This window comes from Dorea sp. Marseille-P4042, from assembly GCF_900290215.1.
Taxonomy (GTDB): Bacteria; Bacillota; Clostridia; order Lachnospirales; family Lachnospiraceae; genus Dorea; species Dorea formicigenerans.
Genome location: NZ_OLMI01000003.1, coordinates 40,177 through 63,851, shown reverse-complemented (window position 1 = coordinate 63,851; position 23,675 = coordinate 40,177). Strand labels below are relative to the sequence as shown.

At 39.9% G+C, this 23,675-nt stretch carries 22 protein-coding genes, 2 tRNA genes and 1 riboswitch; of the genes, 20 read left to right on the top strand and 4 right to left on the bottom strand.

All coding sequences use genetic code 11. The features are described 5' to 3' along the window. The first annotated feature begins 448 nt into the window (after positions 1-448). The 5 genes from C7E02_RS13720 (at position 449) to C7E02_RS13700 (ending at position 6,674) form a co-directional block, all read left to right on the top strand. Complete coding sequence (locus C7E02_RS13720; protein ID WP_105309878.1) at positions 449-2,380, top strand: DUF5107 domain-containing protein; 1,932 nt, start codon at positions 449-451, stop codon at positions 2,378-2,380. A gap of 31 nt (positions 2,381-2,411) precedes the next feature. Further along, positions 2,412-3,137 carry a glucosamine-6-phosphate deaminase gene (gene nagB, locus C7E02_RS13715; RefSeq protein WP_005336862.1) on the top strand — a complete coding sequence of 242 codons (726 nt, stop codon included), beginning with the start codon at positions 2,412-2,414 and terminating at the stop codon, positions 3,135-3,137. A gap of 283 nt (positions 3,138-3,420) precedes the next feature. Next, complete coding sequence (locus tag C7E02_RS13710; protein WP_105309877.1) at positions 3,421-4,713, top strand: ABC transporter substrate-binding protein; 1,293 nt, start codon at positions 3,421-3,423, stop codon at positions 4,711-4,713. Between the two features lie 153 nt (positions 4,714-4,866). After that, positions 4,867-5,772, top strand: coding sequence for a carbohydrate ABC transporter permease (locus tag C7E02_RS13705; protein ID WP_022279409.1), 906 nt, complete (start codon positions 4,867-4,869; stop codon positions 5,770-5,772). Positions 5,773-5,789: 17 nt separating this feature from the next. Then, positions 5,790-6,674: a carbohydrate ABC transporter permease gene (locus C7E02_RS13700; protein WP_005336868.1), complete on the top strand. Its 885-nt coding sequence runs from the start codon at positions 5,790-5,792 to the stop codon at positions 6,672-6,674. A 213-nt stretch (positions 6,675-6,887) separates the two neighbouring features. Here the strand turns inward: C7E02_RS13700 and C7E02_RS13695 are convergent, their stop codons facing one another. Next, complete coding sequence (locus tag C7E02_RS13695) at positions 6,888-7,817, bottom strand: AraC family transcriptional regulator (protein WP_005336870.1); 930 nt, start codon at positions 7,815-7,817, stop codon at positions 6,888-6,890. 215 nt (positions 7,818-8,032) lie between these two features. Here C7E02_RS13695 and C7E02_RS13690 point away from each other — a divergent pair, with 215 nt between their 5' ends. The 3 genes from C7E02_RS13690 to C7E02_RS13680 all read left to right on the top strand — a co-directional run bounded on the left by C7E02_RS13690 (position 8,033) and on the right by C7E02_RS13680 (position 10,840). Then, positions 8,033-9,145, top strand: a complete 1,113-nt coding sequence (locus C7E02_RS13690; protein ID WP_105309876.1) for a phosphotransferase enzyme family protein — start codon at positions 8,033-8,035, stop codon at positions 9,143-9,145. A 406-nt stretch (positions 9,146-9,551) separates the two neighbouring features. Further along, positions 9,552-10,133 (top strand): xanthine phosphoribosyltransferase, encoded by a 582-nt coding sequence (locus tag C7E02_RS13685; protein WP_022279406.1) that lies wholly within the window; start codon positions 9,552-9,554, stop codon positions 10,131-10,133. A gap of 437 nt (positions 10,134-10,570) precedes the next feature. Beyond that, positions 10,571-10,840, top strand: a complete 270-nt coding sequence (locus tag C7E02_RS13680; protein ID WP_005336875.1) for a type II toxin-antitoxin system RelB/DinJ family antitoxin — start codon at positions 10,571-10,573, stop codon at positions 10,838-10,840. Between the two features lie 137 nt (positions 10,841-10,977). Here the strand turns inward: C7E02_RS13680 and C7E02_RS13670 are convergent. After that, positions 10,978-11,063, bottom strand: a tRNA-Ser gene (locus C7E02_RS13670). Between the two features lie 127 nt (positions 11,064-11,190). Beyond that, positions 11,191-12,090, bottom strand: a complete 900-nt coding sequence (locus C7E02_RS13665) for a bifunctional hydroxymethylpyrimidine kinase/phosphomethylpyrimidine kinase (RefSeq protein WP_022279404.1) — start codon at positions 12,088-12,090, stop codon at positions 11,191-11,193. Between the two features lie 186 nt (positions 12,091-12,276). On the opposite strand from C7E02_RS13665, the gene C7E02_RS13660 reads away from it, so the two are divergent. From C7E02_RS13660 to C7E02_RS13650, 3 genes are all read left to right on the top strand, one after another. Continuing rightward, the gene (locus tag C7E02_RS13660; RefSeq protein WP_105309875.1) at positions 12,277-13,866 is read left to right on the top strand and encodes a PTS sugar transporter; all 1,590 of its coding nucleotides are present in this window, start codon (positions 12,277-12,279) and stop codon (positions 13,864-13,866) included. 90 nt (positions 13,867-13,956) lie between these two features. After that, positions 13,957-14,030: transfer RNA gene (locus C7E02_RS13655), tRNA-Arg, on the top strand. A gap of 208 nt (positions 14,031-14,238) precedes the next feature. Further along, on the top strand, positions 14,239-15,429 hold the full coding sequence (locus tag C7E02_RS13650; RefSeq protein WP_105309874.1) for a dicarboxylate/amino acid:cation symporter: 1,191 nt from the start codon (positions 14,239-14,241) through the stop codon (positions 15,427-15,429). Positions 15,430-15,544: 115 nt separating this feature from the next. On the opposite strand, the gene C7E02_RS13645 is transcribed toward C7E02_RS13650, so the two are convergent. Continuing rightward, positions 15,545-16,063 (bottom strand): nitroreductase family protein, encoded by a 519-nt coding sequence (locus C7E02_RS13645; RefSeq protein WP_005334605.1) that lies wholly within the window; start codon positions 16,061-16,063, stop codon positions 15,545-15,547. Positions 16,064-16,333: 270 nt separating this feature from the next. Between C7E02_RS13645 and C7E02_RS19230 the strand changes: the two genes are divergently transcribed. The 9 genes from C7E02_RS19230 to C7E02_RS13605 all read left to right on the top strand — a co-directional run bounded on the left by C7E02_RS19230 (position 16,334) and on the right by C7E02_RS13605 (position 23,673). Continuing rightward, complete coding sequence (locus C7E02_RS19230) at positions 16,334-16,501, top strand: hypothetical protein (RefSeq protein WP_005336888.1); 168 nt, start codon at positions 16,334-16,336, stop codon at positions 16,499-16,501. Position 16,502: 1 nt separating this feature from the next. Beyond that, entirely contained in the window at positions 16,503-17,201 is a 699-nt protein-coding gene (locus C7E02_RS13640) for a 3'-5' exonuclease (RefSeq protein WP_005336890.1), read from the top strand. A 101-nt stretch (positions 17,202-17,302) separates the two neighbouring features. Beyond that, positions 17,303-17,515: riboswitch (cobalamin riboswitch) on the top strand. Positions 17,516-17,722: 207 nt separating this feature from the next. After that, the gene (locus C7E02_RS13635; RefSeq protein ID WP_105309873.1) at positions 17,723-18,928 is read left to right on the top strand and encodes a sirohydrochlorin cobaltochelatase; all 1,206 of its coding nucleotides are present in this window, start codon (positions 17,723-17,725) and stop codon (positions 18,926-18,928) included. Positions 18,929-18,991: 63 nt separating this feature from the next. Next, positions 18,992-19,537, top strand: a complete 546-nt coding sequence (locus tag C7E02_RS13630) for a hypothetical protein (RefSeq protein ID WP_173789736.1) — start codon at positions 18,992-18,994, stop codon at positions 19,535-19,537. A gap of 339 nt (positions 19,538-19,876) precedes the next feature. Continuing rightward, positions 19,877-20,587, top strand: a complete 711-nt coding sequence (locus tag C7E02_RS13625; protein ID WP_105309871.1) for a TVP38/TMEM64 family protein — start codon at positions 19,877-19,879, stop codon at positions 20,585-20,587. A gap of 1 nt (position 20,588) precedes the next feature. Beyond that, a complete protein-coding gene (locus C7E02_RS13620; RefSeq protein ID WP_005334581.1) occupies positions 20,589-20,921 on the top strand; it encodes an arsenosugar biosynthesis-associated peroxidase-like protein in 333 nt (110 codons plus the stop codon). A gap of 34 nt (positions 20,922-20,955) precedes the next feature. Continuing rightward, positions 20,956-21,822, top strand: a complete 867-nt coding sequence (locus C7E02_RS13615; RefSeq protein ID WP_105309870.1) for a rhodanese-like domain-containing protein — start codon at positions 20,956-20,958, stop codon at positions 21,820-21,822. Positions 21,823-22,037: 215 nt separating this feature from the next. Then, on the top strand, positions 22,038-22,718 hold the full coding sequence (locus C7E02_RS13610) for a TVP38/TMEM64 family protein (protein WP_105309869.1): 681 nt from the start codon (positions 22,038-22,040) through the stop codon (positions 22,716-22,718). After that, on the top strand, positions 22,690-23,673 hold the full coding sequence (locus C7E02_RS13605) for a (Fe-S)-binding protein (protein WP_203226971.1): 984 nt from the start codon (positions 22,690-22,692) through the stop codon (positions 23,671-23,673). Before C7E02_RS13610 ends, C7E02_RS13605 begins: the two co-directional genes overlap by 29 nt. Positions 23,674-23,675: the final 2 nt, after the last annotated feature.

Sequence of the window (23,675 nt, the reverse complement as noted above, 5' to 3'; positions counted from 1 at the left end):
TTGAGAGTTAGTTAAATTATAGTAGTGAGCAACATTACAGATTTAGATGGAGACAGAGATTCTCAGATAATTATGAAAATGCCGTTATATCTGCGAGCATAGCTTACATGATTATGTACTGTTTGAACCTGCTTGCAGGTGAGTTTACATAATCATGTGAATATAAGTGGCGCAGCAGATAGCGGCATTTTTATATATCTGGAATTCTGTCTCCATATGGATTTGTTTTGCATACTGCTATGATTTTGTGTATGTTGACGCAGATATGGCAAAAAAAGGTGTAGATTGTGTAAAGATTATACAATCGTTCTATGCCATGATGGAAGATAGGATAGAGAAAATTTTAGTATATCAATAGAAAAAAGTGAAAGAGATGCTAAAGACATCTTGAAAGTGCATGTTAGAAGGCCTGTTGAGGGATAAAATTATAAGAAGTGGGAGGTATATTATGACAAGGCTAGTATTTGAGACGAAGTGTATGAAAGTTGCAGAACTGGGAGAGGAGTCTTCGGTACCGGATCTTTTTGGGGAACTGACAACTCAGAATTCGCTTGTGTTTGATCTGGACGAGGATGATGAGATTTATGAAGGATATGGCAAAGTAAATAGTGCGTTTCCATATCGTCAGCTTAATGGATATACAAGAGAGCTGCATGAGAAAGATGTAAAGACGGCGGTTCTGGAAAACGAGTATTTGAAGGCAGTATTTCTTACGGAATATGGTGGAAGATTGTGGGAGCTGTGGGATAAGAAAACAGGAAAGAATCTTCTTTACACGAATGATGTGCTCAGATTTAGCAACCTTGCTATTAGAAATGCATGGTTTTCTGGAGGTGTCGAGTGGAATCTTGGAATTATCGGTCATAATCCATTGACAACGGAGCCGCTTTATGTAGCAAAGACGCAGACAGATGAAGGTGATCCGGTACTTCGTATGTATGAATATGAACGAATCCGGGGAGTTATCTGGCAGATGGATTTCTGGCTGGAGGAGGCTTGCCCGTATCTGAACTGCAGAATGAGAATTGTTAATGACAGCAATCAGGTTATTCCGATGTACTGGTGGAGTAACATGGCAGTACCGGAGTATGAAGGGGGACGCCTTGTCGTACCGGCAAAGGAAGCATTTACAGCGGTAGGGACGAATGGTTTTAAAGTAGAGATTCCGTTTGTTAATGGAATTGATGTAACAGATTATAAGAAGATTCCGACCAGTATAGATTATTTCTTCCATATTCCGAAAGAAGAACCAAAATATATTGCCAATATTGCGCCAGATGGATATGGACTTTTACAATTTTCAACACCAAGATTACAGGGAAGGAAGCTATTTTCATGGGGAAATATTGATGCTTCCGACCGCTGGCAGGAATTTTTGACGGAAGATGCAGGACGTTATGTGGAGATCCAGGCAGGACTTGGAAAGACACAGTATGGCTGTATTCCGATGGCACCACACACTGCATGGGAATGGATGGAACGCTACGGAGCAGTGGATCTTGGTGCAGGTGCATGTGAACAGTCCCATGAATGGCGTTATGAGAAGGTGACAGAGGAACTGAAGGCAAATCAGGAGATTGAGAAACTTAAGAAACGTCTGGAAGAGACAAAAGGACTTGCAAAGAAGCAGGCAAAGCTAGTCCAGGCAGGAAGCGGATATGGAACATTTGCACCAAAAACAAAAAGAACTGGTCATCTGGAATTTGTGAATCAGTCAGAAACATTAAAGAAGTGGAAACATTTCTTTGAGACAGGCATTCTACACATGCCAAATCCAGAAGATGAGCCGGACGAGTTCTGGAATGGAGAGAAATTCCTGACATATCTGGAAGAGAAAACAGTCAGAAAAGATGCACCGAATGCCGCGAACTGGTATGCACATTATCAGCTTGGTATCAGCTATCTAATTGCAGGAAGAAATGAAGATGCAAGAGACGAATTTGCAAGATCTGTTGATCTTGCATCCAATGCATGGGCGTATCATGGACTGGCGTGTCTGTATCTGAAATCGGATCCTGAGAAGGCAAAACAGTTTATTATGGAAGGAATGGCGCTTCAAAGAGAGAGACTATCTTATCAGAAGGAAGGGTTTAAGATTCTGGAAAAATGTGGGGCTTACAAGGAAATTGATGAAGAATATAAAAAACAGACCACAGAAAATCAGAAGAACGGACGAATTCAATATTATTATGTGGCAGCACTTGAAAAATTAGAAAGAAATGAAGAGGCGTATCATTTGCTGAATGACGGCGATGGAATGGATGTGTCAGATATCCGGGAAGGTGACAGCGATATCCAGTCAATCTGGGAGAGGCTTCATGAAAAAGTGTACGGGGAAAAAGGGCATTTGCCACACTACTATAATTTTAAAGTGAATTAAAAAAAGTGTCTATAAAAATGGAGGAAATGTTATGAGAGTGTACAGAGCAAAAGATTACAAGGATATGAGCAGAAAAGCAGCCAATATAATTTCTGCGCAGATCATTTTGAAACCAAACAGTGTACTTGGACTGGCAACTGGCTCTACGCCAATAGGAACTTACAGTCAGCTGGTAGACTGGTACAAAAAAGGAGACTTGGATTTTTCAGAGGTGACAAGTGTCAATCTGGACGAATATAAAGGACTGCCGGGAAGCAATGAACAGAGCTATTATTACTTTATGCATCAGCATCTGTTCGATCAGGTGAATATTCAGGAGAGACACACACATTTGCCCAATGGAATGGAACCAGACAGTAAAAAAGAATGTGAACGTTATGAGGAACTGATCAGAAGCCTTGGAGGCGTAGATCTTCAGCTTCTTGGAATGGGACATAACGGACATATTGGATTTAATGAGCCAGAACAGGCATTTGAGACGGGGACACATTGTGTGGACCTTCAGGAGAGTACTATTGAGGCAAATAAAAGATTTTTTGCTTCGGAGGCGGATGTTCCAAGACAGGCATATACCATGGGGATAAAGACAATTATGCAGGCAAAGAAGATTCTTGTTGTAGTAAGTGGGGAAGACAAAGCAGAGATTGTAAAGAAAGCATTTTTCGGACCAGTGATTCCAGGTGTGCCGGCATCAATCCTTCAGATGCATAATGATGTTATTTTGGTGGGAGATGAAGCAGCATTATCTCTGATATAAAGAATCAGGGATAAAATAATCAGATGAAAATCGATAATAGGTCTTAATAATTTGTGTAATGTAGAATAAATAACAAGATTGTGAAAATATTAATTTATACAATGTGTACAAAAAACAGCCCGTTATTTTGCTGAAAACAGCATTTTAGAGCAGATTGTGCAAATTAATGAAACTTTAGGATAAAGATTATTGTGCAAAATTGTGACATAATGAATCCAACAAGAAAAGAGTAATTGCAAAATTACTAAAAACGATTTACCAAAATGGTATAGGAGGAAAAAGAATGAAAAAGAAAGTAATCAGTGCACTTTTATGTGCGGCAATGGTTGCGACCATGTTAGTTGGATGTGGCGGAAGTTCCAACGATTCCAAGTCATCTGGAGGAGATGGCAAGAAACTTGTATACTGGGCTATGTGGAGTAAAGATGAGCCACAGGCGAAAGTAATCCAGGATGCGATTGCAAAGTATACAGAAGATACAGGTGTAGAAGTAGACGTTCAGTTCAAGGGACGTTCCGGACAGCGTGAAGGTCTTCAGCCTGCACTCGATGCAAAGCAGACCATCGACCTGTTCGATGAAGATGTAAACCGTGTAAACGGATCTTGGGGAAAATATCTGTTAGATCTCGAGGATGTGGCAAAAGATTACGAGTCAGAGCACGGAAACGAGACATTATTCAAAATTGCACGTGCAGCATATGAGGATGGAACACTTCATTCAATCCCATATCAGCCATCAATCTTCGGATTCTTTTACAATAAGACATTATTTGATAAAGCTGGTATCAAAGAAGTTCCTACAACATGGGATGAGTTAGATGCAGTATGCGCTAAATTAAAAGACGCTGGTATTACACCAATCACAGCAGACGATGCTTATATGACATCATTTATCGGATATCATCTTGCAAGATATATTGGACAGGATGGAGTAAAATCTCTTGTAACCGGAGAAGAAGTAAATGGTCAGAACGTAACATGGGATGATGAGAGAGTTCTTGCAGCAGCTCAGAGCTTTGCAGATTTCGCTAAAAAAGGTTACTTCTCAAAGAACATTGCGACAAATGTATATCCGGCAGGACAGAATCAGGAATTTGCTCCTGGAGATGCAGCAATCGTTATCTGCGGATCATGGCTTCCAAATGAAGCAAAAGATTCTGTAGCTGAGGATCTTGAGTGGGGATATTTCAACTATCCATCAGTTCCGAACGGAACAGATGACAATACAGCTAACAACATTGCTAATCAGGTATTTGCAATTAATAAAGATTCCAAGATGGCTGACGAAGCATTTGAGCTGATTACTTATATCACAACAGGTGATTATGACAAAGAGATGACAAAAGAAGCTCTTTGTATCCCAACTGACAAAGCAAATTCTGATGCATGGCCAACAGAGCTTGCAGAAGTAAAAGCTGGATTTGATGCAACAACAACATACTATGACTGGGCAGCAGGCGCAGAGAGCAACAATGACCTGACTGGTACAGTAAAGACAAGCGCACTTGAGCTCGCAGCTGGTAAATTAGATGCAGCAGGATTCATTTCTGCAATGAAAAAAGCAGCAGGAAAATAAGTCATTTGAGATAATCAAATAAGATGCATATTATAATATGGTGGCGGGGCGGTTATGGCATCGCCGCCATATTTCTTTTAAGAAAACGGTCGCAGGACATCTGAAAAAAGAATGAGGCAGATGGCTGAGATTATGCGAGAAGGAGGAAATGAGATGAAAAATAATAAGAAAATGATCGTAGGCTTCCTGGCGCCGGCAGTTATCATCTTCCTCATTGTTTTTTTATACCCGATCGTCCGGACGATTATGATGAGTTTCTTCAAAATTGATTCCGTTACAGACACAACAGATTTGTGGACATTTGTAGGTATACAGAACTATGAGAAATTATTTGCAACTGCAATTTTTAGAAAGTCTATGCTGAACCTGTTTAAAATCTGGGCAATCGGTGGAGCAATTGTACTTTCTGTTTCTCTGCTGTTTGGAGTTATCCTGACAAGTGGAATCCGTGGTAAGAAATTCTTTCGTGCGGTAATCTATCTTCCGAACCTTGTAAGTGCGGTAGCTCTTGCAACTATGTGGTTACAGTATGTATATAGTTCTAAGTTCGGATTACTAAAATCTATTCTTGATGCGGTCGGTATGCATAAACTGGCAGAGACAGCATGGCTGGATACAGGTCACAAATTCGGAGCATTGTTATTTGCATATTGCTTTGGAATGATTGGATATCACATGCTGATCTGGATGAGTGGAATTGAGAGAATCAGTCCGGAGCTATATGAAGCGGCAACCATTGATGGTGCCAACAGGCCACAGCAATTCCAGCATATGACACTTCCTTTATTAAAAGGAGTATTTAAGACGAACATTACGATGTGGTCAGTAAGTACAGCGGCATTCTTTGTGTGGTCTCAGATGTTCTCAACCGTAACAGCAGATGAGGCAACTATTGTCCCGGTACAGTACATGTACATGCAGACATTTGGAGCCGGAAATGCAGTTACAGAAAGAAATGCAGGATATGGAGCAGCGATCGGTATTATCTTGTGCATCTGTATTGTAGTTATTTTTACAATCTGTAATAAACTGATTAAAGAGGATGACTTAGAATTTTAGAAAGGAGGAGACGCAAGATGGAAAAAGAGAAAAAAATAAAAGTGAAAAAGAAAATTGACTGGAAACATGAAATGGCGCTCGCTCCTGGATATATTATAGTAATTTTATGGGTGGCATTTACATTCATGTTACTTGGATGGATCATAGCAGCCAGTCTTTCTACTACAACAGATATCTTTGCAGGAAAAGCATTGAAATTCCCGTCGGGACTACACTTTGAAAATTATGTGCAGGCATGGGGAAGTGGCGGAGTTGCAACATTCTTTACAAACTCCCTCCTTTATGCAGTAGTATCTTGTGTATTGCTGATCCTGATCTGTGCGCCGGCAGCATATGTCCTTGCGAGATATACATTTATCGGGAATAAAATTATCCAGACAAGTTTAGTGTCTGCGATGGGTATTCCAATCACGATGATCGTTCTTCCATTGTTTGGAGTTGTAGCAAATCTTGGAATTCTGAATAATGTTGCAGCAAGTAAGGTAACTTTGATCTTCTTGTATGTAGGAATTAATATTCCATATACAACGATTTTCTTACTTACTTTCTTTGCAAATATTTCCAGTACATATGAAGAGGCAGCAGCTCTTGATGGATGTCCTCCGGCAAAAGCTTTCTGGAAGATTATGTTCCCGATGGCTCAGTCCGGACTGGTAACAGTGACAATATTCAATTTCATTAATATCTGGAATGAGTATTTCCTGTCACTGATTTTTGCAAACAACGATGCATTACGTCCGGTAGCCGTAGGACTTTATGGAATGTTGCAGTCCATGCAGTACACCGGAAACTGGGCTGGAATGTTCGCAGCAGTAATTATTGTATTTGCACCGACATTTGTCCTGTATCTGTTCCTGTCAGAGAAATTGATCGGAGGAATTACCGGAGGAATTAAAGGTTAGAGACATAAAAAGAATATTATATAAAGCAAGGAATCTGTTTTCGAATCCAGATATTAAAAATTACCGGATGATTCGCACACAGATTCCTTTATTTATTACGCTTATAGAAAAAGTAGTGGGAAAATAATATGTTAAGCTCAAGAAGGTGCCTCAGACACAGGAAATAGTCAGAATCTGAGGCAGCTTTTTGAGCAATATATATTTTATTTTCCACTAATTTTCCTCAAACTTCCCTTCTGACATTGCCTTGATTGAAGATGCATATTCAGACGGTGTCATTCCAGTTTCTTTTTTGAATTGTCTTGAGAAGTAATGAATGGAGGTATATCCAAGGTAATCGGAAATCTGTGTAAAATTCATATGTCTGGAGCGGATCAGTTCTTTTGCAGAGTTGATCTTCAGCTTCGAAAAATAGTCGATGATGCCAAGTCCACATTGATTTTTGAATATCTTCTGCAGTCGTGATCTGCCGACCAGGTTGTCCTTGCAGATTTGTTCAATAGTGACATGAGAACGAATATGTTCTTTCATGTATTCGGTGACCAGACTGTAGACTTCAATGTCATTTTTGGATTTTGTTGATTTGGCTGCAGGCATAGTGACTTTTGGACGGACAACGCTGGTGTAAGAGGCTGAGTAACGTCTTGCAAGGTGGATTAAAAACTGTTCTATTAGCAGACGGATCATTTGCTGTGAGCCGAAGATGTCAGGTGGCTGTTTAAGCGGCATATTCTGAAGATATGGATCATCCAGCCGGCATTGGAAGGTATGTCTGGCTTCAAAAATAATGCTTGCCAGAAGATTGCGTTCTACGTCATCCATCTTCAAAATTTTTTTGCGAAAATAATATATAGCATTATCATCACATTGAAAAGAGATAACAATCAGATTCGGTGCGATCGTTCCAGTAGCTGTAACATTATGAAATTCATTAGGTTCATGAAAAGCAATTTCACCTTTGTGAAGAATAAACTTCTTATCACCGCCGGTCACTTCAACTTCTCCTTTATCTACACAGATAAATTCCCAAAAATCGTGGCTTTCCCCTTCGAATGAAAAATCGCTCATGTATTCAAAATAATGAATACTGTATATTTTACCGATGTTGATTACATTCTCCGGTAAAAATCCATTGTATGCCATGTTAAAGTCTCCTTTGCGCAATTGTATTTTTTGTACAAATGTTATAAATAATTATAACGTATATATTAAAAATTGCAAGAAATAGAAGCAGATAATATAAATTATGAGTGAAATATGATAAAGATTTTTGTACAAATTTATACTACAATAATCAAGTGATAAAAGATGTCAATAATAAGTAGAAGGATTTTTGAATAAAACCGGGAGGAAGTATTATGACACAGGTAGTCAGAACGCAGAAAGCAGAAGCAATTGCACATTTTCAATATGAAGGAAGACTGATCCAGGATGTACCATTTGGAAATGGACACATTAATGATACATATTTGCTGACATTTGAAGTAAAACGCATGGGGATTTTGAAGGTCATTCTTCAAAAAATGAATAAAAATGTATTCAAGAACCCTGTAGAGCTTATGGAGAATATTCTTGGAGTGACTTCCTATCTTCGCGAAAAAATTATAAAAAAAGGAGGAGATCCAGACAGAGAAACGTTGAATGTAATTCCGGCATTGGATGGAAAACCATATTATCAGGATTCGTTTGGAGATTACTGGAGATCCTATATTTTTATTACAGATGCGAGCAGTTATGATCAGGTAGAGAATCCGGATCAGTTCTATCAGGCAGCAATGGCATTTGGAAATTTCCAGAATCTTTTGGCAGACTATCCGGCCGATACATTGTTTGAGACAATTGAAGGATTTCACGACACGAAGGCAAGATTTGAGGTTTTTAAAAGAGCGGTAGAAACAAATATTAAGAGCCGTGCGGCTGGTGTTAAGAAAGAAATTCAGTTTGTGTTGGACCATGAAGATGTAGCATGCTGTTTTTCAAACCTTCAGGCAAAGGGAGAGATTCCGCTTCGTGTTACACACAATGATACAAAGCTTAACAATATTATGATTGACAATAAGACAGGCAAGGCAATCTGCGTGATAGATCTGGATACTGTTATGCCGGGACTTGCTGTGAATGATTTCGGTGACGCCATTCGTTTCGGGGCAAGTACAGGTGCAGAAGATGAAAAAGATCTGTCTAAGGTTGAATGCAGTATGGAGCTTTTTGATCTGTTTACAAAAGGATTCATTGAAGGCTGTAATGGCAAGCTGACAAAACGGGAGATGGAACTTTTGCCGATGGGAGCAAAGGTCATGACATTTGAATGTGGTATGCGTTTCCTGACAGATTATCTGCAGGGAGATACATACTTCAAGATCCATCGAGAGGAACATAATCTGGATCGGTGCAGAACACAGTTCAAGCTGGTCAGCGATATGGAGAAAAAGTGGGGCCAAATGCATGAAATCGTGAAAAAATATATGTAAACCCCTGAATATACAATAAGAGAGAGCCAGAACATAGATTTCCAAAGTGAAATATGCTAATATTTCTTTTAAGTTCAGATTTGACGTATGTGAAGTTACTACTTGTAGAAGTGGGGATTTTCATACAAATACGAAAACGAAAGAAAAGGAGAAGTATATGTACTCAGGATATGAATTAATCTGGCTCTTTTTTTGTACCAGTTTTTTGGGCTGGCTATTGGAGACTGTATCAGCAGCAACAAGACAGAGAAAATTTACCCGAATGCATTGAAAGTAGAATAAAATTCTAAAATATTTTTGAAACTCATAAAATAAGCGACAGAAACAAATTTTTGATGCATTTCATGAAGAAAAGGAGTATAATAATTTCCAAATGAACTGAAATGGAACAAAGGAGTAATCTGTGATGAACTTTTTAGAGGAAAGAATTGTAAAAGATGGAATCGTAAAAGAGGGAAATGTTTTAAAGGTGGACAGTTTCCTGAATCATCAGATGGATATAGAATTATTTGATCAGATGGGTGCTGAATTCAAAAAAAGATTTGCGGACAGACCAATCAATAAGATTCTTACAATTGAGGCATCTGGAATCGGAATCGCCTGTGTTGTAGCACAGCATTTCGGAGTTCCGGTCGTATTTGCTAAAAAAACAAAAAGCATTAATATTGAAGGCGAGATGTATACGGCAGAAGTCGAGTCATTTACCCACAAATGCAAGAATCAGGTAATCGTTGCAAAGAAATTCTTAAGTGAGGACGATCACGTACTGATCATTGACGATTTCCTTGCAAATGGCTGTGCACTTCAGGGACTGATCCAGATTGTAAAGTCTGCAGGTGGAACAGTAGAAGGAATCGGAATCGCAATCGAGAAAGGCTTCCAGACTGGCGGAACGGTGATCCGTAATCTTGGATACCGTCTGGAGTCACTGGCAATTGTGGATGGCATGGATGCCTCCACAGGAGAGATTACATTCAGAGAGCAGTAAGAAACAGGAATAAAAAAGAACCAACACTTTTGAAAGTGCTGGTTCTTTTTTGAAAGGGTTTGAACATTTTATCTATGTAAATTTTAATTGTTGTTAGGCGAAGTCCGGTAATCATACCTGATTGTGAGCAGTAAGCCGACATTTTGGAGGGCATAGTGTACATTTGCCATGTCTGGCTTTTCTGCAAGTACGACTACCGTCTTCTTCAATTGATAAGTTCATTATAATGGAGAATTGTGAATGCCTTGTGTCAGAAAATGGAAATGTTTCTAAAATTTCTTAAGAAAATCTGATGAAAATATAGAAATAGCTTAATTCTTTTGCATATCTTTCAAAATAAGGAGATATAATACGGTGTATCGACAATGCGTTGCAATATACCATATAATAATATTGAAAATAAAAATTATACTATTATAGAAAGTTGGGTGAAACTTATGGCAAATGTATCAATTAGAATGGACGATGCTTTAAAAAAGCAGGCAGAAGAGTTATTTAATGATTTAGGAATGAATTTAACAACAGCATTTACAATATTTGTAAAACAGGCAATCAGAGAACAAGGAATACCATTTGAAATTACAAAAGAAACGCCGAACAGTGAAACGCTTTCAGCATTAAGAGAAGTAGAAGAAATGAAGAAGAATCCATCTCTTGGGAAGTCTTATACAGATGTGGATAAAATGATGGAGCATTTACTTTCATGAAATACACACTAAAGCCGACCAGTAAGTTTCAGAAAGATTTAAAACGTATTCAAAAAAGAGGAGCCTTCCGGTTGTTTTGCCGGAAGGATTTTTACGGATAAAAAGCAGAAAGCTAATATAATACTTTCTGCTAAAAACGCAGCGAGAGGGATTTGAACCCCCGGAACCTTGCGGTTCTTCTGCTTTCGAGGCAGATGCCATCAGCCAACTCGACCATCGCTGCATGACGCCATTATAACATAGAGAAAAACAATTTGCAAAATTTTTTATACATTTGAGAAAATAAAAGTATGCATATCCATCTTTGATTAACGGCGACACTTGCCTAATTTTTTCAGAGTGTCAGGACTCTATTTTTTTATCAACATATACAAATATTTTTCATAGTTTGTTCCGTCTGGATAAGGTACATTTTCTTCGGCGGAATCTTTGATTGCCTGTTCTAAAAATGTTCCGGATAACTGGATCAGTTCTGGAATACCATCGCCACGACACTTTCCGGCTGCAATGCAGGAAGCGAAGAGGTCTCCGGTTCCGGAATAACTGCCTCCGACATGTGGAAATGCAAATAATTTTCGAGTGTCTTTGGAAACGTACAGATTTCCCATCATTTTCTGCCCATGTTCATTCTTACAATGAATGCCGGTTACAATAATCTCTTTTTCTTTTTTGGAAGTCTGCCTGCTATCCAATGTATTTGAATTATCAGAATCCGGTGGCAGAAGTGTGGAGGCTAATTCACCAATCACATCGATGAGAATACGAGTATCTGCAATATCTATGATTGCATCGTAATCTGCATCAGTCAGAAGGCAGAGCTCTGTCAGATTAGGAGTGATAATATCCGCTTCCCCGACCAGCGCATTCATTTTTTCCAGTAACTTCGGTGTAAACATATCGTACTTTATACCATCATCTCCCATGACCGGATCCACGAGAAGAAATGTATCTGATGTATAAAATGTATCTATGAAATGGAATATCTGATCAATTTGTGCTTCGCTTGCGACGAATCCGGTGTAGATACCGTCGAAATGCTGTCCCATTTTCTGCCATTCCTGGCGGTAAATATCCATTTTATCTGTATAGTCATCGAGGTAATAGTGCGGATATCCGGTCTGCGCGGTTAAAATTGCGGTTGGAAGCGGACAGGCTTGAATTCCCATGGCTGAGATGACGGAAATTGCGGCTGTCAGTGAGCAACGGCCAAATCCGGATAAATCATTTATTACAGCAATCTTTTTAGTCATAGTGTTTCTTCCTTTTTCATGTTGCGTTAAAATAATAGTTTTAATAATCCAGATATTTATAGTAGCATAATATTTTCCTCTTTACAAATACATTCGAAAATGGTAAGCTTATTTCATTGCTTTAGCACGCTACCATGTTAGCAAGGTAGCATGATGATATGATTTAATCTGAAAGGACATAAAGGAATGGGAAAAAAGATTGCATTTATAGGAAGCAGTGGTGGAAATCTATATAAGCAAGGTGGGAACAATCTGCCGGCAATGATGAAAGAAATATGCGGACAGACAACGGCTGCAGACATGGAGATCACATTTGTACAGTATGTACTGGCATCTGGCAGTCTGGATAATGTGGGACCGGACAGTCCGGCAACTTTATATACATGGAATGGAACAGAAGTACAGGCAGTATTTCAGGGGACTTTAACAGAGGTTAATGTAGAAGCGGAAAAGGTGGACGCAAAACTTGCGAAGAAGATTGATGACGGTGAAATTGAAGGTGTAATGTTTGTCAGTGCCAGTCCGGACGGGGCTAACAGACAGGCAATGGAGGCCTGCGCAAGAACGAAGATTCCGATGGCCGGAACGGGCGGAAGTGGTGTCGCGCTCACGCAGAACATGGGATGTAATGTTCTGTCAGCATCTGGAACAACAGGAACAACGAATCGTACAAGAGCCGTTGCATTTACGACAGCACTTGCAAAATACTGGAAAATTAAATATATGCCAGTCATTGGTAATACAGGAGAAAATGCAGCATCAAAAGCAGAAGGAAATATATGGAAGCGCATTAATTTCCGCGGAATTATGATGACAAGCCTTCCGGCATTTATTGCCATGGCACTTTGCCTGGCGTGTAGCAAGATTCCAGGATATGGAAGTCTGTCAGATGTATTTGATACACTTGTAAATTCAATTCCAATCGTTATTTGTGCAATTGCAGCTAAGCAGGTTTCCGGTCTTGATGAGGTGGGAGTTGTTGCAGGTATTGTAGCCGGCATTCTGGCAGTGGATGGAGGAATACTGGGAGGACTGATCATCGGAATCCTGGCAGGTGTGCTTGCTTACTATATCAGTGTGTTCTGTTTCCGTCACAATGTGCCGGGTACGACAGTTAATATTGCTTCGGGAGGTCTTGGTGGACTGGCAGCTGGATTGGTGGGAAAATTCCTTATTGCACCTGTAGCATTATGGATTGGAAATGGGATCTGTTCTCTGATCAACATGTGTATTGATTACAATGCCCTCCTTGCAGGGGCGGTAGCAGGACTTTTGATCTGGCCGGCAATTATTGGAGGTGTTTACCATGCGGCAATTCTTCCGATTGTCCTATTGGAAATGGAAGAAATGGGATTTAGTTTCCTTGGAGCTATTGATATGACAGGACTTGTCATGGTATCAGCAGGAATCACACTTGCTAACATTATTCTGCCGAAGCAGAAAGGCGAGGCGGCTGTAGCACTTCCAGGCTGCATTATCAATATTTGTTTTGGAACATTTGTGGAAGCATCTTATCCATTCATGTTCTCAAACAAGATTGTCTTTGCCGGAGCGCTGGCAAGTGCAACTGTAGGTGGAGCAATCGTAGGACTGTTCAATGTAAAAGGAACCGCTTATGTGCCGGCAGTGCTTGCTCCGTTTATGGCAAATGAAGGAAAAGGCCCGGCATTTGCAGTGGCTATGATTGCTGCAATGGGATGTGCATTTGCAATCACGATGGTGGCAAATGTGCTGGAGAGAAAAAAGAGTGGAAAAATTCCAGTGAAAAAAGTTTGAAAAAGTTGAAAAAACTTGTTGACAACCAGGGGGACCTACGATATAATAGATTTTGCTGTGAGGGACACAAGAGAAACGGAACACAGTAATGTGCGCGTAGCTCAGCTGGATAGAGCGTCTGGCTACGGACCAGAAGGTCGGGAGTTCGAATCTTCTCGCGCACGTTGAATTTAAGGCATATCCGAAAGGATATGCCTTTTTTTCTATGATAAGAAATTGCCTTTTTCTAAGATAAAAGTAGACAAAACATATTTGATAACTGTATAATAAACATAATATTTTCAACTAATAAATTTCTTTATTGGGATAAAAAGGAGAATGATTTATACATAGAAGAAATTTATTAAGCATGAAGAATGAGTGAGGTAGGGTATGAAAAAAATATTTAGCAGTCTTCCGGTGAAATTATTGATTGGTATTGTTATTGGAATTATCTTTGGACAGATTTTCCCGGAAAATGTAATGAGTGTTGTTGTCCCATTAAAGAATATTCTGGGACAGGTCATTAACTTTGTAGTACCGTTAATTGTCATCGGATTTATTGCACCGTCTATTACAAAGCTTGGAAATAATGCGTCACGTATGCTTGGAGTTGCACTTATGGTTGCATATACGTCGTCCGTACTGGCAGCACTTCTTTCTATGGGAGCTGGATATGCAATTATTCCGAATCTTCCGGTTGTGTCAGAGATTGAAGGCTTAAAAGAATTGCCGGAAGATGTTTTTGGTCTGACTATTCCGCAGATTATGAATGTCATGAGTGCTCTTGCATTTTCCATTTTAATCGGACTTGCGGCAATCTGGACAAAAGCAAAGACGATCATTACTATTTTAGATGAGTTCCAAAATATTGTACTTGCAATTGTGTCAAAGATTATTATTCCAATTCTTCCAGTGTTTATTGCATTTACATTCACTTGTTTATCATATGATGGAACTATTACAAAGCAGCTTCCGGTATTTGTCAGTGCGGTCGTAATCGTTATGATCGGACATTATATCTGGCTGACAGTGCTGTATGTTGTAGCAGGAGTCTATTCTGGAAAGAATCCAATTGAAGTCGTAAAGCATTATGGACCGGCTTATATTACAGCAGTTGGAACGATGTCTTCTGCCGCAACACTTGCAGTTGCGCTTCGGTGTGCGAGAAAATCTAAGGTTTTAAGAGAAGATATGGTGGATTTTGGTGTGCCGCTGTTTGCAAATATCCATCTGTGCGGATCCGTATTGACGGAAGTGTTTTTCTGTATGATCGTGTCCAAGGTATTATATGGTACATTACCAGATATTCAGACATTGGTACTGTTCTGCGTCCTGCTTGCGATTTTCGCCATTGGAGCCCCTGGAGTTCCGGGAGGAACGGTAATGGCATCATTGGGACTCATTACAGGAGTTCTTGGATTTGGCGATGACGGTACAGCATTGATGCTTGCAATCTTCGCACTTCAGGATAGCTTCGGAACAGCCTGCAATGTAACAGGAGACGGAGCACTGACATTATTCCTGACCGGTTATGTCGAAAAGCATGGAATAGAAAAGCAGAATATATCTATGGAATTATAGATTGTCGAGACATTCATGAATTTTAGAAAATGAAAATATATCATTGGTGTGAGAATAAGAAAATGGAGAGTGGAACAAAACCCCTCTCCATTTCTATATGCAAAGAAACTAAAAACTAATTCAAATATGTAACAAGATCGTCCTGCCTTTTAGCAGCCTCGCGCTCTTCATCAGGATATCCCATTCCTACCATTCCGACAACCTGCATGTCTTTGTCAATTCCAAGACCTTCCAGGTAATCTGCAACTTCTGCTTTGTCTCCACAGTATTTTAACTGGTTGATCCAGCATGCACCAAGTCCAAGTGAGTGTGCTGCAAGAAGCATGTTCTCGATTGCGCATGAGCAGTCGCTGACTCCGTTGACAGCTTCTTTCTCACATGCAACAAGTACAATTGCCTTTGCTCCGTATAATGTGTAAGCAGGGTTCTCCATTCCCTTTGCTACAACATCCTGAAGGCTCTTGATAGAATCTGCATTCTGCATTACATAGAATCGGTATGTCTGTAAGTTCTTGCCGCTTGGAGCGTAAGTTCCTGCTTTGACAATCTCATCTACGAGATCCTTTGGAACGTCCTGCTCTTTGAATTTACGAATAGATCTTCGAGTATAAATGTTATTTAATACTTCGTTCATGATTACCTCTCCTTTTAAAATAATTAACCTTTTTATCTAAAGTACAGTATAATATTAAAAATAAGAAAAATCATTGTCTATTTTAGATAAAAATACGAAAAATAATTTGTAAATATGGACAAAATGGGTAGATATGTACATTGTTAAGAAATGAACAAAATGTTATACTAATAATATTAAGGATTGAAGAAGTGCATAGCACAAAAATCCGTGGGTAGCGAAAAAATGAATCATGCATCAGTCCGCAAAGGCGCGAGGGAGGAAGAGAAAATGTCAGATTTGAAATTTACTTGTACTGGTTGTCGCAATGGCTGTGTGATCACAGTCTGTTATAATGAGGAGGGGTATCCAGATGTGAAAGGCAATGGCTGTATGCGCGGCGTATTGTATGCAAATGACAAAGTAAGAGCAATGGACGAGAAAGAGACGGACAAGTAAGATGTTAAAATCATATGTTGCATTTGATATAGAGACGACTGGACTTAGCCCGGAGCACAATGAGATTATTGAGATTGGTGCATTGAAAGTACGGGAAGGAAAAGTTGTTGATCGTTTTATTCGTTTTATCGAACCGGAGGCCGGGATACCTCCGATGATTACGCAACTGACCGGAATTACAAATGATATGGTAGAAGGAGCAGGGAACTGCGGCGAAGTATTGCCGGAGTTCCTTGAATTCTGCGAACAGGATACGCTGATCGGACATAATGTGCAGTTCGACTTCAGCTTTGTGAAGACAAAAGCAAAAGAACTTGGTTACACCTATGATCATATGGGAATTGATACACTTAAGATTGCCAAAGTTGTTCACGCAGACCTTCCATCCAGAAAGCTTGGCGCACTCTGCGAATACTATCATATCGAAAATGCGGCGGCGCACCGGGCATATCATGATGCTCTGGCAACCGCAAAACTATATCAGTCTATGGCGCATTTTTATGAGGAAAAGGAACCGAAGGTTTTTAAACCACAGCCCTTGGCATATAAAGTGAAGAAAAAAGAACCGATAACCGCAAAACAGATCGCATTTCTCACAAGGCTTATGCAACAGAAGAATATTTCTATGGAAATGGACATACATACACTGACAAAGAGTGAGGCTTCCAGAGAAATCGACCGGATTTTATCCCGACCGTAATGGAAGTGAGAAACCAATATGGAATACAGTCTGACAGGCTGATGTATTGACAGTAATTATCAGATGTGTTAGATTGTAAAAGTAATAGCTAAAGATACAAAAGAATAAAAAATGTGTGAGGTGTCAGTCAGAGAAAGATATTATAAAAAGTTATTTATCTGGCTGGTGAAAAGGGAAACAGGTGTGAATCCTGTACGAACTCGTCACCGTATTTTGCGAGCTTTGAATCCTACATGCCACTGGGAGACCGGGAAGGCTGATTTTAGAGCGCCTGAGCAATAAGCCGGGATACCTGCCTTTCACAGTACAGGAACATATTTGTTCAGGCCACGAGGAACTGGCAGTACGAAATACATAGAAAGGCTATTTGACGGAAGGAAGATCATTTCGTCAATAGTTTGTTTTGCGTACTCTCTGTTCATTTTTTAATGGCAGGGATTTTTTATTATATGAATTTCTATATAATAAGAAACCTCCGGAAAAATTATTTTGTATCTTAGAAAAAAATGGAGGATGGAAAGATGAAGAAAAAATTGGTAGTCGTATTACTTACTGCAGCTATGAGTATGTCTCTGCTTGCAGGATGTGGAGGAAATTCAGGAAGTTCTGACGCAAAGAGTGATGCAAAGACAGAGGATACGAAGGAGGACAGCGATCAGGTGGCAGCAGATAAGGTGGCAAAACTGATTGATGATATCTATGTTCAGGAGAGAACTGACAAGACAGATAAACAGTGCAAAGAAGCTAAGGAAGCATGGGACGCATTAACAGATGCCCAAAAAGAATTAGTAGAAGGTGAAAACGCAGATCCTGATTACTTCGGAAGAGATACAGGTGACGCTTCGAAAGATGATCCGTTAAATCAGGACGAGATTGGTGAAAATGAACTTCTCGTTGTAAGTTTTGGTACATCATTCAATGACAGCCGCGCAAAAGACATCGGTGGAATTGAGAAAGCACTTCAGGCTGCTAATCCAGACTGGTCAGTAAGAAGAGCATTTACAGCTCAGATCATCATCAATCATGTACAGGCCCGTGATGATGAGAAGATCGACAACATGGAGCAGGCACTAGAGCGTGCAGTAGACAATGGAGTTAAAAACCTTGTTGTTCAGCCAACACATCTGATGCATGGTGCAGAGTATGATGAGTTATCAGAGACAGTGGAAAAATATAAAGATAAATTTGAATCTGTAAAGATTGCTGAGCCGCTTCTCGGCGAAGTTGGAGCAGATACAACAGTTATCAATGCAGACAAAGAAGCAGTTGCAAAAGCAATCACAGACGAAGCAGTTAAGACAGCACACTATGACAGCATTGATGCAGCAGCCGAAGATGGAACCGCATTTGTATTCATGGGACATGGAACTTCACACGTTGCAAATGTAAGTTATGATCAGATGCAGACACAGATGGAGCAGCTTGGATATAAGAATGTATTTATCGGAACTGTAGAAGGTGAGCCGGAAGATACAGAGTGTCAGGCAGTCATTGAGAAAATCAAAGAGGCCGGATATAAGAAAGTAATCCTTCGTCCACTGATGGTTGTTGCAGGAGATCATGCGAACAATGATATGGCAGGAGACGATGATGATTCCTGGAAGAGCCAGTTTGAAGCGTCAAAAGCATTTGACAGTGTAGAATCACAGATTGCAGGCCTTGGAGAGATTGATGCAATTCAGCAGATTTATGTAGCACATACAAAAGCTGCAATTGAAGCTAAATAGTTGACAGGTCAGATTTTCAGAGTACAATTATAAAGAAAAATAATTAGAAAAGAGAGAATGGACATGTTAAAAAAGAAATTATTAGTTTTATTACTTTCCGCCAGTATGGCAATGACAATGCTTGCCGGATGCGGAAGTAATACGGATAAGAAAGATGACACAAAAACAGAAGCTTCCAAAGATGATGCGTCAGAAGCAAAGACTGACAGCAAAGATGCGAAGGAGCCTGAGCTGGAAGATGGAACTTATAAGGTAGATTTTAATACAGACAGCGGTATGTTCCACGAGAATCCGGACTATAATGACGGAAAAGCAACGCTGACTGTTAAAGATGGTAAGATGACAGTACATATTACATTGAATTCTAAAAATATCGTACAGTTATTCTTAGGCTCAGCAGAAGATGCACAGAAAGACGGGGCAGATCTGATTGATCCGTCAGAGACAACAGAGATTACTTATTCTGATGGTTCCGCGCCAAAGGAAGTATATTCCTTTGACGTACCGGTACCGACACTGAACGATGAATTTGATCTGGCATTGATTGGAACAAAGGGTAAATGGTATGACCATAAAGTCAGTGTGTCCAATCCGGAATTGGTACAGTAATAATCTTTATTTTGTAACAAAATGTGAAGTGAATAGTATGTAATTGGAAACCTCTATCATGCAATAAAAAGAAAGCGTGATAGAGGTTTCTGTATTTTTATCAGAACTTTATATGAAAAAATAATAAAACATACTTTTTCTATTATAGGAATATATAGATAGAACAAATAATTAATAGAAAATATTAATAAAAACAATTGGACGAGAATAGTACAAAAAGGTACTATTAACGTAACTGATTTATAACATAGAGTTGTTAAAGATTATAAATTTGACGTGGTAGAAAGCTGTTGATAAAATGAACAGACATTACATATTTCAGAGGGGAATTTTAAAGATATGAAAGAGGAAAAGAACTGGCTGGGGAAAGTTGTATTATTAATCGCAGTGATTGCAGCAGTCGCTGTGTATTTTTTAGTCCCAGGTGTCAATAAAATGATGAACAAGGTATTTGCCATGTTTGCAAGCGGAGACTTTACGGTTGTACGTGATTTTGTGGCATCTTATGGAGCATATGCGGCTGTAATCTCATTTTTACTGATGATCTTTCAGTCCATAGCAGCACCGCTTCCGGCATTTTTGCTCACATTCGCAAATGCGAATCTGTTTGGATGGTGGCAGGGAGCAATCCTTTCCTGGACAAGTGCTATGGCAGGAGCAGCTGCATGTTTCTACATTGCAAGAATTCTGGGACGTGATGTGGCAGAGAAACTTACAAGCAAGAGCGGACTGGCTCAGATTGATACATTTTTTGAACGATATGGAAAGAATACAATCCTGATCTGCCGTCTGCTTCCATTTATTTCGTTCGATATTGTAAGTTATGCGGCAGGACTGACATCTATGTCATTTATGTCATTCTTTATTGCAACAGGAATCGGACAGCTTCCGGCAACAATTGTGTACTCTTACGTTGGCGGCATGCTGACCGGCGGTGCAAAGTTATTCGTGACCGCGCTTATGATTTTGTTTGCCCTCTCAGCACTGATCTTTATGCTGAGAAAAATATATATGGACCGGCAGTCCAAAAAAGAAAAAGGGAGGATATGAAATGGATACTTACTACAATCCGGAAGATCTGGCGAAGTTTGGAACCATTGGGGAAAAAGCACCGGAGTTAGCAGAGAAGTTCTTCAGCTACTATAATGCAGTGTTTGAAGAAGGTGCACTGACAGCAAGAGAGAAATCTCTCATCGCACTTGCTGTAGCACACACGGTACAGTGCCCATACTGTATTGATGCTTATACCAATGACTGTCTGAATAAGGGAGTGACAGAAGAGCAGATGACAGAGGCTGTCCATGTGGCAGCAGCAATCCGTGGCGGTGCAAGTCTGGTTCACGGTGTACAGATGAAAAACATCGTAAAGAAATTAGAGTTCTAAAAATTAAAATAAAACATTTTAGGAGATTAAAAACATGAAAAAGAGAGTCGTAACATTATTATTAGTAGCAGCAATGACAGGATCTATGGTTGTAGGATGCGGATCAAACTCCAGTTCTGACACAAAATCTGAGACAAAGACAGAGTCTACAGATACAAAAACAGAGGAGAAAAAAGAGTTGGCAGACGATGAGTATCAGTATGTATCTGCTGAGGATACAGCGAAAGCTGACGGAGTTCACGTACTCGATGTAAGAGAGTGGGATAACTATGTGACTGGAAGAGTTAAGAATTCTGAGTGGTGCCCAATCTTCCCATTGGAGGATGATTCCTTAGTTGCCGCTATGACAGATTACGCGAAAAAGAACCTGAACGATGGAAAGGATATCTACATCATCTGTAACAGTGGTAAGCGTGGAGCTGAAAAAGCAACAGGTGTATTAAGAGATGCAGGAATCGAGTCAACATCTATCTACACAGTAGAGGGTGGAGCAAAAGCACTTGCTGACGTAAGCGGAGCTCTTACAACAGACCGTACAGAAGAGAACATCGACTGGCAGTATGTATCTGGAAAAGATGCAGTTGCAGCAGTAGATGACAAAGATGTTCAGATTCTGGATGTTCGTGATGATGATACATACAAAGCAGGACACTTAAAAGGATCTTTCCAGTGCGGATTAAAAGAGATTGAAAGTGCAGATGCTCAGACAGCTATGTACAAACTGGCAACAGAGAAGATGGATTCTTCCAAGAAAGTATATCTTCTTTGCTACAGCGGAAACAAGTGTGCTAAGACAGGAATCTCTATCCTGAAAGACGCTGGCTTTGATTTAGATAACCTTTACATCATTGAGAATGGTGCAAAAGACGGAGACGTATCTGCTGCATTCGTGACAGAGTAAATTTGTAGAAAATCAGTTCATAAGAGCCGGGAGGGGGAACTCCCGGCTCTTATAATTTCAAGGTTCTGTCAGCATACAACAGTAGGAGAGCTTCCTACGGGAAAAGCTGCAAAACAAATATCACAATATGCAGTTTCAGAAAAATGCGGTTTATGGTATAGTAAAGTATATTACGGTGATTGTGAGAAATGGTATTGCAGTGGGGATAACGAAGAATGAAAAATAAAAAAATGTGGATATTTATCGGAATTATTGTTCTGATTCTGGTACTCAATCACATTTTCGGGTGGTCTGCCTACCTGGGAAATACAGAGAATTTGAAATTTTTGGAAAATATGGTACAGGATAATCTTCTTCTGGCGATGTTGATCTACACAGTGCTTACGATTGTAAGTTGTGTCGTTCTGGCACTCCCGGGAGTGACATTTGCAATTATTGCAGGGCTGGTATTTGGACCGGTACTTGGAACGATCTGTTGCTCAGTTGCGACAACGCTTGGAGCAATGGTCGCATTTGTTGTGGGACGATTTTTCCTTCAGGACAGTATCAAACCGATGGCAATGAAAAATAAGTATCTGAAAAAATGGCTGTTTGATGAGACGGGAAGTAACGAGATTTTTATTCTTATGATTACAAGACTGGTTCCGCTGTTCCCATATAATCTTCAGAATTTTGCCTACGGGGTAACAGATATTAAATTCTCCACATATTCTATATGTTCTCTGATTTTTATGCTGCCAGGAACGGCTATGTATACGGTTGGAACAGCCGGACTTGCAGACAAAGAGAACCGGATCCTTTATATAGGGATTGCACTTGTACTGGCAGTAGTTGTTATGGGGTTTGGTGCATTTTTGAAGAAGCATTATGTGCAGGAGGAACAAAGTGAAGAGTAAAAATGATGTGTCGGAGTGTATACACTGCCATGTCTGTCAGAAGCATTGTGAGTTTCTGAAAAAATATGGCATTGATATTGGGGACACTGAAAAGCTGAAGGAATTATCTTATCATTGCTTTTTGTGTGGAAAATGTACAGAAGTCTGCCCGATTGGGATTGACGGGCGGGATTATATTCTAAAGCTTCGCCGGGAAAATGTCCGGGAGGCAGAAGGGACATTTCGTGAAAAAGGGTATGGAATGCTCTTAAAAGAAAAGAAAGATTATATCTATAAAAATTATCGTAATGCAGCTGGGAAATGCATCCTTTTCCCAGGGTGTAATTTTCCTTCTTTTTATCCAAAGACAATGAAGAAGCTTGTGAAGCTTCTGAAAGAACATGGAATCGGAGTTGCCTATGACTGTTGTGGAAAGCCGATTGCGGAGCTTGGACTGGAAGCTGATGAAAAGAGAATTATACAGCGTATTAATGATGGGTTTGAAAAAAGAGGCGTGGAAGAGGTTATCATGCTTTGTCCGAACTGTTATACCTTTTTGAAACCCTATTTGAAGGTTAAAGTGACAGACATTTATGCAAAACTTGAAGAACTAGGGATCGGTGAGAAGAATCTGGAGTCCGGCAAAGTATTTTTGCCTTGTCCGGATCGTGAGAAAAGAGAGATTCTTGCATCAGCAGAGCGATTCGTGAAGGGAAGTCTGGAATCGGTAAAAGGAGTACAGTGCTGTGGTCTTGGAGGCTGTGCACCGGTGAAAGAACCGGAAATTGCAAAGCACATGGCATCTGCACTTGCAGGAGAGAAAAAAGTATATAGTTATTGTGCTTCCTGCTCTGGCAATCTGACTCGTGGAGGCTGTCAGAACGTGGGACATCTCCTGACAGAGATTTTAAAGACTTATGAAAAGCCGGATGTGAAGAAATCCATGATTAACCGTGCGAAGACGAAATTTACATAATT

Excerpts from the sequence above, each read along its gene's own strand:
- C7E02_RS13660 (WP_105309875.1), top strand. The coding sequence starts at position 12,277 with ATGGGAAAAAAGATTGCATTTATAGGAAGCAGTGGTGGAAATCTATAT.
- C7E02_RS13680 (WP_005336875.1), top strand. The coding sequence starts at position 10,571 with ATGGCAAATGTATCAATTAGAATGGACGATGCTTTAAAAAAGCAGGCA.
- C7E02_RS13605 (WP_203226971.1), top strand. The coding sequence starts at position 22,690 with ATGTGCAGGAGGAACAAAGTGAAGAGTAAAAATGATGTGTCGGAGTGT.
- C7E02_RS13645 (WP_005334605.1), bottom strand. The coding sequence starts at position 16,063 with ATGAACGAAGTATTAAATAACATTTATACTCGAAGATCTATTCGTAAA.
- C7E02_RS13710 (WP_105309877.1), top strand. The coding sequence starts at position 3,421 with ATGAAAAAGAAAGTAATCAGTGCACTTTTATGTGCGGCAATGGTTGCG.
- C7E02_RS13620 (WP_005334581.1), top strand. The coding sequence starts at position 20,589 with ATGGATACTTACTACAATCCGGAAGATCTGGCGAAGTTTGGAACCATT.
- C7E02_RS13625 (WP_105309871.1), top strand. The coding sequence starts at position 19,877 with ATGAAAGAGGAAAAGAACTGGCTGGGGAAAGTTGTATTATTAATCGCA.
- C7E02_RS13650 (WP_105309874.1), top strand. The coding sequence starts at position 14,239 with ATGAAAAAAATATTTAGCAGTCTTCCGGTGAAATTATTGATTGGTATT.
- C7E02_RS13615 (WP_105309870.1), top strand. The coding sequence starts at position 20,956 with ATGAAAAAGAGAGTCGTAACATTATTATTAGTAGCAGCAATGACAGGA.
- C7E02_RS13695 (WP_005336870.1), bottom strand. The coding sequence starts at position 7,817 with ATGGCATACAATGGATTTTTACCGGAGAATGTAATCAACATCGGTAAA.
- C7E02_RS19230 (WP_005336888.1), top strand. The coding sequence starts at position 16,334 with ATGTCAGATTTGAAATTTACTTGTACTGGTTGTCGCAATGGCTGTGTG.
- C7E02_RS13630 (WP_173789736.1), top strand. The coding sequence starts at position 18,992 with ATGTTAAAAAAGAAATTATTAGTTTTATTACTTTCCGCCAGTATGGCA.
- C7E02_RS13635 (WP_105309873.1), top strand. The coding sequence starts at position 17,723 with ATGAAGAAAAAATTGGTAGTCGTATTACTTACTGCAGCTATGAGTATG.
- C7E02_RS13720 (WP_105309878.1), top strand. The coding sequence starts at position 449 with ATGACAAGGCTAGTATTTGAGACGAAGTGTATGAAAGTTGCAGAACTG.
- C7E02_RS13665 (WP_022279404.1), bottom strand. The coding sequence starts at position 12,090 with ATGACTAAAAAGATTGCTGTAATAAATGATTTATCCGGATTTGGCCGT.
- nagB (WP_005336862.1), top strand. The coding sequence starts at position 2,412 with ATGAGAGTGTACAGAGCAAAAGATTACAAGGATATGAGCAGAAAAGCA.
- C7E02_RS13610 (WP_105309869.1), top strand. The coding sequence starts at position 22,038 with ATGAAAAATAAAAAAATGTGGATATTTATCGGAATTATTGTTCTGATT.
- C7E02_RS13700 (WP_005336868.1), top strand. The coding sequence starts at position 5,790 with ATGGAAAAAGAGAAAAAAATAAAAGTGAAAAAGAAAATTGACTGGAAA.
- C7E02_RS13685 (WP_022279406.1), top strand. The coding sequence starts at position 9,552 with ATGAACTTTTTAGAGGAAAGAATTGTAAAAGATGGAATCGTAAAAGAG.
- C7E02_RS13705 (WP_022279409.1), top strand. The coding sequence starts at position 4,867 with ATGAAAAATAATAAGAAAATGATCGTAGGCTTCCTGGCGCCGGCAGTT.
- C7E02_RS13690 (WP_105309876.1), top strand. The coding sequence starts at position 8,033 with ATGACACAGGTAGTCAGAACGCAGAAAGCAGAAGCAATTGCACATTTT.
- C7E02_RS13640 (WP_005336890.1), top strand. The coding sequence starts at position 16,503 with ATGTTAAAATCATATGTTGCATTTGATATAGAGACGACTGGACTTAGC.